The following is an 11,339-nucleotide window of genomic DNA, read 5'->3' as shown; positions in this document are numbered from 1 at the left end:
CCGTGTGGCGCCACTGAACCGCCCGTTCTGTGCTAATTCTATGCTTACAGCTATGCACGGCTGCCGTTATCGCGCGCGCCGGGCATAAGACACACCTAAGGAATCACCTACAGGAAGAGGTTTCGGATATGACATCCGCATCCACAAACCGCAAGCGCGCACTCGCTGCATCGGCTGCCTTCGCAGCCGCGGCACTCGTGCTTGCAGGCTGCTCCGCCGGCGGCTCAACCGGCGGCGACACCAAGGCCGGCGGACCGATCACCATCGGCACGACGGACAAGGTCACCACGCTTGACCCGGCCGGCTCGTACGACAACGGTTCGTTCTCCGTTCAGAACCAGGTCTTTCCCTTCCTGATGAACACCCCGTACGGCAGCCCGGACGTCGAACCCGACATCGCGACCAAGGCCGAGTTCACGGCGCCGACCGAGTACACGGTCACCCTGAAGCCTGGCCTCAAGTGGGCCAACGGCAACGACCTCACGTCCTCCGACGTGAAGTTCAGCTTCGATCGCCAGCTGAAGATCGCCGCCGACAACGGGCCTTCCTCGCTGCTCTACAACCTCGCCAGCACCGCGGCGCCGGACGACACCACCGTCGTCTTCACCCTCAAGGCCGCCAATGACCAGATCTTCCCGCAGATCCTGTCGAGCCCGGCCGGCCCGATCGTCGACGAGGAGTCCTTCTCCGCCGACGCGCTGACGCCCGACGACGACATCGTGGAGGCCAACGCCTTCGCAGGCCAGTACGTCATCACGAGCTACGACTTCAACAACCTCATCGGCTACAAGGCGAACAAGGACTACGAGGGCCTCCTCGGAGCCGCGGAGACCGACGTCGTCCGTGTCAAGTACTACACCGAGGCCTCGAACCTGAAGCTCGACGTGCAGGAGGGCAACATCGACGTTGCATTCCGCAGCCTGTCGGCCACCGACATCGAGGACCTGCGCGGAAACGACAAGGTCAAGGTCGTTGACGGACCGGGTGGCGAAATCCGTTACATCACGTTCAACTTCGACACGCAGCCGTTCGGTGCGAAGACCGCCGACGCCGACCCGGCCAAGGCACTGGCCGTGCGCCAGGCTGTCGCCAACCTCGTCGACCGTGAAGAAATCGCCGACCAGGTGTACAAGGGCACCTACACCCCGCTGTTCTCCTTCGTTCCCGAGGGCCTGACCGGCGCCACGGAGTCCCTCAAGGGCCTCTACGGCGACGGCGAGGGCGCACCGGACGCCGACAAGGCGAAGGCTGTTCTCGAGGATGCCGGCGTGACCACCCCGGTCGAGCTCAACCTCCAGTACAACCCGGACCACTACGGCCCCGGCTCCGCCGACGAGTACGCACTCGTCAAGGACCAGCTTGAGGCTTCCGGACTGTTCTCGGTCAAGCTCCAGTCGACCGAGTGGGTTCAGTACGCGAAGGACCGCACCACGGACGCCTACCCGGCGTACCAGCTCGGCTGGTTCCCGGACTACTCCGACGCCGACAACTACCTGACCCCGTTCTTCCTCGAGGGTGGCTTCCTGAAGAACCACTACAACAACCAGGAAGTCAACGACCTGATCCTGAAGCAGGGCGTCACGGCTGACCCGGAGGAGCGCGCCAAGCTGATCGAGGAGATCCAGGACAAGGTCGCGGCCGACCTGTCGACCGTGCCCCTTCTCCAGGGCGCGCAGGTTGCCGTCACCGGAAAAGACGTCGCGGGCGTGGAAGACACGCTCGACGCGTCGTTCAAGTTCCGCTACGCCGCTTTGTCCAAGGGTTAAGCGATTCAGAGACTAGAGTCTTCTCTAGTTCGGTAAGTGGGGGTGCCCGGCGTTCTCGCCGGGTGCCCCTTCTCTTTGTAATCGTGAGGTAAGAAGAATGACCACTGTGGCAACGACGCCGGCAGTCCCGGCCGGCCGGCCGGCTGGGCGCAAGAGCAAACCAGCCGGGGGTGGGATCGGGCGCTACCTGCTGATCCGGTTCCTGCTCATCTTCCCGACCATCTTCATCCTGGTCTCCATGGTGTTCTGGCTGATGCGCGCCACCGGTGACCCGATCACGGCGGCCCTGGGCGGACGCCTGGGTCCGGAGCAGCTGGCGGAACGGATCCACGCGGCCGGCTACGACCGTCCGATCCTGGTGCAGTACGTCGAGTACCTCGGCCAGATCTTCACCGGCAACTTCGGCACCACGATCAGCACGAACCGTCCGGTCTCCGAGGTGCTCCTGGCCTACGGTGTGGCCACTGCGGAGCTCGCGTTCTACGGGCTCCTCGTCGCGTTCATCGTCGGCATTCCGCTCGGCATGGTCGCCGCGTACTTCCGGGACAAGGGTCAGGACGCGCTCCTGCGGGTCTTCGCGATCCTCTGCTACGCCACCCCGGTGTTCTTCTCCGGCCTGCTCTTCAAGCTCGTCTTCGCGGTCTGGCTCAACGTGCTCCCCGTCGCCGGGCGCGCCACGACCGGCTCGGAACTCGAGATGCAGCTCCTGACGAACCCGACAGGCCTCTACACGATCGACGCCATCCAGGTTGCCTTTCAGGCCGGGAACACCGACGTGCTCATCGACGTGCTCCAGCACGCCGTGCTGCCGTCCCTTGCCCTCGGCCTCCTTACCGCCGGTGTCTTCCTGCGGCTCGTCCGCACGAACGTCATCGGCACGCTCGGCACGGACTATGTCGACGCAGCCCGGTCGCGCGGAGTGAGCGAGTTCCGGCTCGTGAGCAAGCACGCCTATCGTCCGGCGCTCATCCCGATCATCACCGTCATCGGCCTGCAGATCGCCTTGCTGCTCGGCGGCGCGGTGCTGACCGAGACCACCTTCGAATGGAAGGGCCTCGGCTTCGTGCTGATTGAGTTCATCAAGGCTCGCGACTACGTCGCCGTGCAGGGCATCGTCGCCCTGCTCGCCGTCATCGTCGCCCTGTCCAACTTCATCGTCGACATCATTGCGGCGATCATCGACCCGAGAGTGAGGTACTAGTCATGACCTCGACCTCCGACCTGACAGTCCCGCGCAAGCCCGGCCTGTTCTCCCGCCTGCCCGTCATCCACCAGTTGCGCCAGAGCGTCGGACTGCAGCGCGGGATGCTCGTCGCCGGCCTCGTCATCACCGGCGTCTTCATCCTGACCGCGATCTTCGCCCCCCTGCTCGCACCCTACGGCTTCAGCCAGTTGCGTGATGAGAGCGGCCGGTTCGGTTCGCAGCAGCCCCCGAGCGGCGAGCATCTCTTCGGCACAACGGTGGGCGGGTACGACGTGCTGTCCCGGGTGCTCTGGGGTGCGCAGACTGCGATCTTCGTGATCGTTGTCGCCGTGGTCCTGTCAATCTTCGCCGGCGTGGTGCTCGGCCTGGTCTCCGGATACTTCGGCGGCTGGCTCGACCGCGTGCTCGTCGTCGTCTCCGACGCCGTGTACGCCTTTCCGTCGCTGCTGCTGGCCATCGTGATGTCGATCGTGATCTCCGGTGGGCGGTCCGACCTGATCGGCGGTGTGCTGGCCGCGGCGATCTCGATCACCGTGGTGTTCATCCCGCAGTACTTCCGGGTGATTCGCGCGGAAACCGTGCGGATCAAGGCGGAAGCCTACGTGGAATCCGCTCGCGTGCTCGGCGCCAGCAACAGCCGGATCATGTTCCGGCACGTGCTGCGCAACGCCACCCGCACGCTGCCGCTGATCTTCACGCTCAACGCCTCCGAGGCGATCCTCACCCTCGCGGGTCTCGGCTTCGTCGGCTTCGGCATCGAGCCGACCGCCGCGGCCGAGTGGGGCTACGACCTCAACAAGGCCCTGTCGGATGTCACGAGCGGGATCTGGTGGACGTCACTGTTCCCCGGCCTCGCGATCGTTCTCGTGGTGCTCGGCATCACCCTTGTGGGCGAGAGCCTCAACGACCTGGCCGACCCGCGTCTGCGTGGCCGACGCCGCGTCGCCCAGGCGTCGGGTCTGGTCGCAGAAACCTCCGTCGTTCCCGGTGGCACCCTCGTCGCCGGCCCCGGTGGCCTGGACGGGCTGGAGAGCAACGCAACGCACCCCGACACAGGATTGGAAACCAGGCCATGAACAATGTCCTCACGATCACGAACCTGGGCATCTCCTTCGCCACGGACGCCGGCGCGGTCAAGGCCGTCGACGACGTCAGCCTGACCGTCGCCCCCGGTGAAGTCCTCGCCATCGTCGGGGAGAGCGGCAGCGGAAAGACCGTCACCGCCAAGACGATCCTCGGCCTGCTGCCGGAGACGGCGACCATGAACGGCGCCGTCATCCTCAGCAGCAAGGACGGCTCCAGCGAGAGCAACATCGTCTCGCTCACCAAGCAGCAGCTGCGCCAGGTGCGCGGCACGGACGTCTCGATGGTCTTCCAGGAGCCCTCGACCGCGCTGAACCCGGTGTACACCGTCGGCTGGCAGATCGCAGAGGGCATCCGTGCCCACGGCCAGTTCAGCAAGAAGGAGGCCAGGGTCAAGGCGATCGAGATCCTCGGTCGCGTCGGCATCCCCGACCCCGAGACCCGCGTCAACTACTACCCGCACCAGTTCTCCGGCGGGCAGAAGCAACGCGTCGTCATCGCCATGGCCCTGGTGCTCGACCCGGGGCTCATCGTCGCGGACGAGCCGACGACGGCGCTCGACGTGACCGTGCAGGCCGAAATCCTCGACCTGCTCCGCCGCGTCCGCGACGAATTCGGCACCGCAATCGTGTTGATCACCCACAACATGGGTGTCGTCGCCGACCTGGCCGACCGCGTCGCCGTGATGTTCGAGGGCAAGGTGGTCGAAGAGGCCCCGGCGCAGAAGCTGTTCAGCTCGCCCCAGCACGAGTACACGAAGAAGCTGCTGGCGGCCGTGCCGCACGTGGGGCAGGGCATCGTCCGGGCCGCGGCCAGGGCGGAGGCTCGCGCACCCGGCTGGGCCGAGCAGACGCCCGTCGTCGAGGCCAAAGACCTGCGGATCGAATACCCCGGCCGGCTCGGCCGCCACGGCTTCACGGCGGTCGACGGGATCAGCTTCTCGATCCGCCCCGGCGAGGTGCTCGGCCTGGTCGGCGAGAGCGGATCGGGCAAGACCACGACCGGTCGCGCCATCGCCGGCCTGACCCGGGTCACGGGCGGCTCGCTCAAGGTCCTCGGTCACGAGATGCACGGGTTCAAGGAACGAGAGTTCAAGAAGTTTCGCAGCGACATCGGCTTCGTCTTCCAGGACCCGGCGTCGAGCTTCAACCCGCTGCTGACCATTGCCGAATGTGTCGCGGAGCCGCTCGTCGTGCACGGCCGGGCGTCCAACCCCGGGGCGGCCCGGGCGCGGGTGAACGAACTCCTCGAGGCCGTTCAGCTGCCACGCGCCTACGGCGACCGTTACCCGCACGAGCTCAGCGGTGGGCAGCGCCAGCGTGCCAGCCTGGCACGTTCCCTCGCCCTCGAACCCTCGTTGCTTATCGCCGATGAGCCCACGTCGGCCCTGGACGTCTCGGTTCAGGCCCGCGTGTTGGAGCTCTTCGCGGAACTTCAGCGGGAGTTCGGCTTCGCGGCGCTGTTCATCAGCCACGACCTGGCCGTCGTCGACATCCTCGCCGACCGCATCGCTGTGCTGTACAAGGGCAAGCTGGTGGAGGAGGGCACCGGCGCCGAAGTCCTCGGCGCGCCGAAGGATCCCTACACCCAGCGGCTGCTCGCTTCGCTGCCGGTGCCGGATCCGGCCGAACAGGCCCAGCGTCGGGAGGGTCTGCGCAAGCTGCGTGCGGCAGGATAGACCCATGACACGCGGCGCCGCACCGGACTACCCGATCACCACGAGTGACCTGACGATCGAGTACCCGGCTCATGGTGCCAGCCCGGCCTTCGTGGCCGTGCATGGGCTCACCCTGCGCGTCGCGCCCGGTGAGGTGCTCGGACTCCTCGGCGAGAGCGGCTCGGGTAAGAGCACGATCGCCCGCGTGCTCTCCGGCGCCGCCTATTCGGGCGGCTTCGGGGGAGTGCGGGCGCAGATCACCGGGGGAGAGGCGGCGGTGCTCGGCATCCCGCTCCGGCGGATCGGCCGACGGGCGCTTGCCCGCCTGACCTACGGGGTGGGCCTGGTGGCGCAGGACGCCGCAGACACGCTTCCGCCCAGCATGACCGTCGCCGAGATCGTCGCTGAACCCGTGCTCGAACGGGACCAGCGCTTCGACCGCAAGGAACTCGACACCCGGGTTGCCACGATGGTGGACGCGGTGCGGCTGCCCTTGTCCCTGCTCGGCAAGTTCCCCTACGAGCTGAGCGGCGGGCAGCGCCAGCGCGTCGCACTGGCCCGGGCCCTCGTGTTCGGCCCGTCGCTGCTCATCGCCGATGAGCCCACCGCCGGAGTTGACGTCACCGTGCGCAACGCCGTGATCGACCTGATCGGTGAGCTGCAGCGCGAACGAGCCTTCTCGGCGCTCGTGATCAGCAGCGACCTGGCCGTCCTGCGCCGCGTTGCGAACCGGATCGGCGTGATGTACCAGGGCGTCCTGGTGGGTCTCGGCACGATCGACGAGGTCTTCGACAACCCGTGGCACCCCTACGTGGCGGGCCTCGGGGCTGCACTGTCCGGAGAAGGACCGGCCGCCCGGGTGCACCTTGCCGTGGCCGAGGAGGCCGCCGAGACCGAGGAGGTCGCGGCGACCGGCGGCGGGATGGCGGAGCATGTCAACGGATACTGAGACCGTCGCTCAGGCGACGACCGTGCGCTTGACGGGGCAGCACCGGGCCGTGCTGGCCGGCGGCGTCACCGCGCTTCCGCCGGCGGAACGACCCACGCCCGGCCCCATCGCGGTCCTGCCGACTGCCTCCGGGGTCTTCGCCGCGGCCGTTCGCGACGCCGGCGGCCAGGTCGCCGAGCTCTCTGCCGAGACCCGAGGGCTGATCTGGCTCTCGTACAGCCGTGCCGACGATCTCGGGGCCACGCTGGCGGCGAACCCCCAGATCGAATGGGTGCAGCTGCCCTGGGCCGGGGTCGACGGGTTCAGCGGTGTCCTGGCCGCACAGGCCCGGCCCCGACTGCTCTGGACGAGCGCAAAGGGTGCCTACGCCCAGCCAGTCGCCGAGCACGCGCTGGCGCTCACCCTCGCCCTCTTGCGCGTGCTGCAGAAACGCGCGCGGGCAGCAAACTGGAACGCCGTTCCCGAGGGCAGTTCTCTGTACGGCCGTAACATCGTGATCATCGGCGCCGGCGGCATCGCGCTCGAACTGATCCGCCTCATCGCACCCTTCGGCGCCGTCGTCACGGTCGTCCGCCGAATCGCGGCGCCGGTGCCCGGGGCCGCGCGCACCGTGCAGACGGATGCCCTCCACGACGTGCTCCCCGATGCGGACGTGGTCGTCGTGGCCGCCGCGCTCACTGCCGGAACCCGGCAGCTGCTCGGCGCCGAGGAGTTCGCCCTCATGCCGGCGCACGCGAACCTGGTCAACGTCGGCCGGGGAGCCCTCGTCGACACCGACGCCCTCGTGGCTGCCCTCGCTGCGGGCGAGATTGCCGGTGCAGCGCTCGACGTGACCGATCCGGAGCCGCTGCCGGACGGGCATCCGTTGTGGAGCGAACCTCGCTGCCTGGTCACGCCGCACATGGCCGACACGCCCGAGATGACAGCGCCCCTGCTCGCCGAGAGAATTCGCCTCAATACGCGTGCTTTCCTTGACGATGGGCGCTTCGTCGGCGTTGTCGACCCCCGGTCCGGCTACTGACGGGCCGAGTGGATTTGGCACACGGTGAACCTTTGGTAAAGTAGCAACGCTGTGTTCAAGCGTTTCATGTTCAAAGCATTCCTCGATAGCTCAATTGGCAGAGCAGCCGGCTGTTAACCGGCAGGTTGTTGGTTCGAGTCCAACTCGGGGAGCGAAAGGCCGTTCCGGGCTCCACCCTGGACGGCCTTTTTTCTTCCCTCGCCGCAGAAGGCGTGCACGACGAAAGGCGGTTCGGGTGGACCCCTGGCTCATCCTCAGTGCCGTCCTCGCCCTGACTGTCGCGGCGCTGCTCGTGCTCTGGATCAGGGCCGCCGCGAAGGCCCGGCACACCGTCTTCGACCGCATTGCCGCCGAACGCCTGCGCATCGAGCTGGAGCTCGCCCTCGCCGAGCAGCAAGGGCGCCTGGGCATCATCGGCGAGCTGCAGGATGGCGCCATCCTCTCGCTCGCCCAGCTGATCACGCGCGCCGAGGGTGCGAAGTACGCGGCCAGGAGCGACCCGTCGACGGTCGTTCGTGCGGCGGCCGCGCTCGTCGACGACGGGCGGATCGCCCTGGCCGATATGCGCCGGGTGCTGACGCTCGTGCGCGACGGTGAAGCATCCAACCGGCCAACGCCAAACCTGCAGTCCACGGAAGACCTGGTTCGGGTCATGCGGGATGCGGGGCTCGAGGTGAGCCTCACGGAGTCGGGGGAGAAGTTTCCGCTGAAGCCGGGGGCAGAGTTGGCGATCTACCGGATCCTGCAGAGCGCGCTGGCCAACACACTCGTCCACGGCGGCGTCGGCACCTCGGCACGGATTTCCTTCACCTGGACCCAGGGCGGTCTGCAGCTGCTCGTCGATGACGATGGCATCCGGGCCGCCGCCCGACGCGAGGGAGGCAGCGAGGGCGACATCGCGGCACGCACCTCGTACACGATCGATGATGATCTGAAATCTCTCAGTGGCAGCCTCACCGGCGCCGGCCTCACCCAGATGCGGGAACGCACCCAGGCTTTCGGCGGCGTCTTCAGTGCGCGCACGGTACCGGGCGTCGGTTTCTCGGTGTCGGCAATTTTCCCCTCGCTGCGGTTCCACAACGGCGTCCACGGCGTCGACCTCGGTCGCTGAAGGGCCGCCCACATGAATGACCCCGGCGGCTTCGACCGCCACCACAGGTCGGCCGCGCGAGCCGGCCTGGCGGTCGGCCTCGCTACCGCGGCCTACGGGATTTCTTTCGGGGCGCTGTCGGTGGCGTCCGGTCTGGACATCTGGCAGACCTGCTTCATCAGCCTCGTCATGTTCTCGGGAGGGTCGCAGTTCGCCCTCGTCGGGGTTCTTGCCGCCGGCGGTGCGGCAGCCGGTCCCGCCGCCATTGCCGGTGCGGCCCTCCTGGGCACGCGCAACGGCATCTACGGGATCCGCACCGCGCCCATCGTCGGCGGTGGCCCGTGGAAACGGCTCGCCGCCGCCTGGATCACCATCGATGAATCAACCGCCGTTGCCCTCGCCCAGCCGACGCCCCGCAGCCGGCGGACCGGTTTCTGGGTGACCGGCATCGCCGTCTTTGTGGGCTGGAACCTCACCACACTGGCGGGCGCGCTTATCGGCGAGGCACTCGGTGATACGCGTGCCTTTGGTCTGGATGCCGCGGCCGCCGCCGCATTCGTCGGTTTGCTCTGGCCACGACTGAAGCGGGTGCAGGCGGGAGCGGTGGCTGTCGCCGCGGCAGTGGTCGCGGTGGTTCTGACCCCCGTGCTGATGCCCGGCCTGCCCGTGCTGGTCGCCGCGCTCGTCGCGGTCGCCATCGGCCTGTTCAATTGGCTGGGGACACCGGATGGCCCCGCACCGGTTCCCGGCGCGGCCCCGTCGATGTCCGACGCCACCCTGCCGGTTCCGGAAGACGTCCTGCCGGTTCCGGGTGCCGCCCTGCCGGCGTCCGGCACGCGCGTGGAGACGGCCTCTTGACGTTCTGGCAGATCATCATCCTCGCTTCCATCGCGGTGCTGGCCCTCAAGGTCGCCGGATACCTGGTTCCGCCCAGCCTGCTGGAGAAACCCGCCGCGGCACGCGTGGCCGACCTCTTGACGATCGCCCTCCTGGCTGCCCTCGCGGCCGTGCAGACCTTCGGCGCCGGCGAGGAGATCGTGGTCGACGCCCGGGTTCCCGCGGTCGTCGTGGCGATCGCACTGTTCGCGCTGCGCGTGCCGTTCATCCTGGTCGTTATTGCGGCGGCAGGCGTCGCGGCGGGGATCCGGGCGCTGTCGTGAATTGCGCTCCGTCCGCCTAGGCGCTGTTTGACCGGACACTGCCAGTCGTGTCTGTGTCTGTGTCTGTGTCTGTGTCTGTGTCTGCGTCCGCCTCGATGGCGGGGAGGGTGACGGGGGAGCTAAGGTGCAGGGCCGCTTTGCTGGCGAGGCGGATCGGGGTTTGGTCGGGGTCTTTCCCGGGTGGGGGAACGAGCCAGTAGGTTCCGGTTGCCTCTCGTTTGATCGTCCAGCCTTCGTTATGGAGGCGGAGATGGTCTGGTCTGCAGAGCAGGATGCCGTCGGCGATGTTGGTGAGGCCGACCTTGGCGAGCCATTCGTTGATGTGATGCGCTTCTGTCCAGGAGGGGGGTTTGTCGCAGCCGGGCCAGAGGCAGCCGCCGTCGCGGACGGCGAGGGCGAGTTTTTGGCGTTCGGTGAAGAGGCGTTTTTCCCGGCCGATGTCGACGACCTGGTCGTCGTCGAAGGCGATCGCGGTGAATCCGTCGCAGAGGTGCCGGTCGATGTCGGCTTGGGGGATCGGGTCGGGGTGGCCCTCGATCGCGCCGTGGTCGTGGAGTGCGCCGTGGTCGGTCGTGCTGCCGTTCCCGGTCGTGGTCGTCCCGTTCCCGGTCTGGCTCGTCCCGTTCCCGGTCTGGGTGCCGGGGGTGCCCCGTTGCACGACCACTCGTGCGGTGGGCCGGGAGCCGGAGAACACGGTGCCGGGGTCGGCGTTGACGGCGATGTGGATGAGTTCGATGAGGGTTTCGGCGTGGATTTGGTTGGTGCTGCGGGGGTCGTCGATGATTTTCTGGGCTCGGGCCTTTCGTTCTTTGTCGACGAAGCGGGGGCCGCCGCGGCGGGGTCCGGTGATCTGGGCGAGGACTTCGAGGAGGAAGGTGCCGTTTTCGGGGTTGAGGTCGAAGTCGCCGTGGACCATGCCGTTGGGCTTGCGCCAGGTGCGGAGGTATTGGGCGGCGCGCAGGGCGTCGGCGCGGGCGGCGATCCCGTTGGTGTCGATCTGGTCGCGGGCGTGGCGGGCGGCGGTGAAGGCCTGTTCCGCGTTCAGGCCCTGGCGGGCGGCAATTCCGCGATCGGCGGTGCGGAGGTCCGTGCAGCGTTCGATCAGGGCGGTCAGGGCGTCGTGGAGCATCTCCGGGGTGACGCCGGCGGCTGGTTCGCCGAGGCCCTTGCGGAGGAAGCCGGCGGTGTCGAGGCCGATCCGGCCGGCGGTGACGGCGTCGCCGAGTGGCGCGTGCCAGGGCGCTTCGAGGGCGGCGGCCGGGAGGTCCCACTCGGGGTGTTCCGCGGCCTGGTCGGCGGCTTGTTCGGCGGCTTGTCTGGCGAGCTGTTCGGCGGCTTCGGCTTCGGCCATCATTGTGCCGACGTCCACGAGTCGGCGGGAGTCGGCTCGGGAGCCGCCGGAGAGGGAC

10 protein-coding genes and 1 tRNA gene are annotated in these 11,339 nt (G+C 68.0%); 10 read left to right on the top strand and 1 reads right to left on the bottom strand.

Annotated elements, in window-relative coordinates; all coding sequences use genetic code 11:
- Positions 1-128 precede the first annotated feature (128 nt).
- From BLQ39_RS12950 to BLQ39_RS12905, 10 genes are all read left to right on the top strand, one after another.
- Positions 129-1,766 carry an ABC transporter substrate-binding protein gene (locus BLQ39_RS12950; protein ID WP_092324537.1) on the top strand — a complete coding sequence of 546 codons (1,638 nt, stop codon included), beginning with the start codon at positions 129-131 and terminating at the stop codon, positions 1,764-1,766.
- Positions 1,767-1,863: 97 nt separating this feature from the next.
- Complete coding sequence (locus BLQ39_RS12945; RefSeq protein ID WP_092324536.1) at positions 1,864-2,967, top strand: ABC transporter permease; 1,104 nt, start codon at positions 1,864-1,866, stop codon at positions 2,965-2,967.
- Between the two features lie 2 nt (positions 2,968-2,969).
- Complete coding sequence (locus BLQ39_RS12940; RefSeq protein ID WP_092324534.1) at positions 2,970-4,046, top strand: ABC transporter permease; 1,077 nt, start codon at positions 2,970-2,972, stop codon at positions 4,044-4,046.
- On the top strand, positions 4,043-5,731 hold the full coding sequence (locus BLQ39_RS12935; RefSeq protein WP_092324533.1) for an ABC transporter ATP-binding protein: 1,689 nt from the start codon (positions 4,043-4,045) through the stop codon (positions 5,729-5,731). Before BLQ39_RS12940 ends, BLQ39_RS12935 begins: the two co-directional genes overlap by 4 nt.
- A gap of 4 nt (positions 5,732-5,735) precedes the next feature.
- The gene (locus BLQ39_RS12930; RefSeq protein WP_092324532.1) at positions 5,736-6,659 is read left to right on the top strand and encodes an ABC transporter ATP-binding protein; all 924 of its coding nucleotides are present in this window, start codon (positions 5,736-5,738) and stop codon (positions 6,657-6,659) included.
- The gene (locus BLQ39_RS12925; RefSeq protein ID WP_092324530.1) at positions 6,643-7,680 is read left to right on the top strand and encodes a D-isomer specific 2-hydroxyacid dehydrogenase family protein; all 1,038 of its coding nucleotides are present in this window, start codon (positions 6,643-6,645) and stop codon (positions 7,678-7,680) included. Before BLQ39_RS12930 ends, BLQ39_RS12925 begins: the two co-directional genes overlap by 17 nt.
- A gap of 79 nt (positions 7,681-7,759) precedes the next feature.
- Positions 7,760-7,832 (top strand) — tRNA-Asn (locus BLQ39_RS12920).
- An 83-nt stretch (positions 7,833-7,915) separates the two neighbouring features.
- Entirely contained in the window at positions 7,916-8,791 is an 876-nt protein-coding gene (locus tag BLQ39_RS12915) for a sensor histidine kinase (RefSeq protein WP_092324529.1), read from the top strand.
- 12 nt (positions 8,792-8,803) lie between these two features.
- Positions 8,804-9,628, top strand: a complete 825-nt coding sequence (locus BLQ39_RS12910) for an AzlC family ABC transporter permease (protein WP_092324527.1) — start codon at positions 8,804-8,806, stop codon at positions 9,626-9,628.
- On the top strand, positions 9,625-9,930 hold the full coding sequence (locus tag BLQ39_RS12905; RefSeq protein ID WP_092324526.1) for an AzlD domain-containing protein: 306 nt from the start codon (positions 9,625-9,627) through the stop codon (positions 9,928-9,930). The genes BLQ39_RS12910 and BLQ39_RS12905 overlap by 4 nt, the downstream gene beginning before the upstream one ends.
- A gap of 16 nt (positions 9,931-9,946) precedes the next feature.
- On the opposite strand, the gene BLQ39_RS12900 is transcribed toward BLQ39_RS12905, so the two are convergent.
- A partial coding sequence (locus BLQ39_RS12900; RefSeq protein ID WP_092324524.1) for an HNH endonuclease signature motif containing protein occupies positions 9,947-11,339 on the bottom strand: 1,393 nt, incomplete at its 5' end.

Origin of the sequence: Cryobacterium psychrotolerans (assembly GCF_900101115.1) — a bacterium.
GTDB classification, from domain to species: domain Bacteria; phylum Actinomycetota; class Actinomycetes; order Actinomycetales; family Microbacteriaceae; genus Cryobacterium; species Cryobacterium psychrotolerans.
Note: the sequence above shows the minus strand (reverse complement) of the source record. Positions and strands in the feature narration are given on the sequence as shown.

Coding starts and splice junctions, on each gene's coding strand:
- BLQ39_RS12950 (WP_092324537.1), top strand. CDS start 129: ATGACATCCGCATCCACAAACCGCAAGCGCGCACTCGCTGCATCGGCT.
- BLQ39_RS12945 (WP_092324536.1), top strand. CDS start 1,864: ATGACCACTGTGGCAACGACGCCGGCAGTCCCGGCCGGCCGGCCGGCT.
- BLQ39_RS12940 (WP_092324534.1), top strand. CDS start 2,970: ATGACCTCGACCTCCGACCTGACAGTCCCGCGCAAGCCCGGCCTGTTC.
- BLQ39_RS12935 (WP_092324533.1), top strand. CDS start 4,043: ATGAACAATGTCCTCACGATCACGAACCTGGGCATCTCCTTCGCCACG.
- BLQ39_RS12930 (WP_092324532.1), top strand. CDS start 5,736: ATGACACGCGGCGCCGCACCGGACTACCCGATCACCACGAGTGACCTG.
- BLQ39_RS12925 (WP_092324530.1), top strand. CDS start 6,643: ATGTCAACGGATACTGAGACCGTCGCTCAGGCGACGACCGTGCGCTTG.
- BLQ39_RS12910 (WP_092324527.1), top strand. CDS start 8,804: ATGAATGACCCCGGCGGCTTCGACCGCCACCACAGGTCGGCCGCGCGA.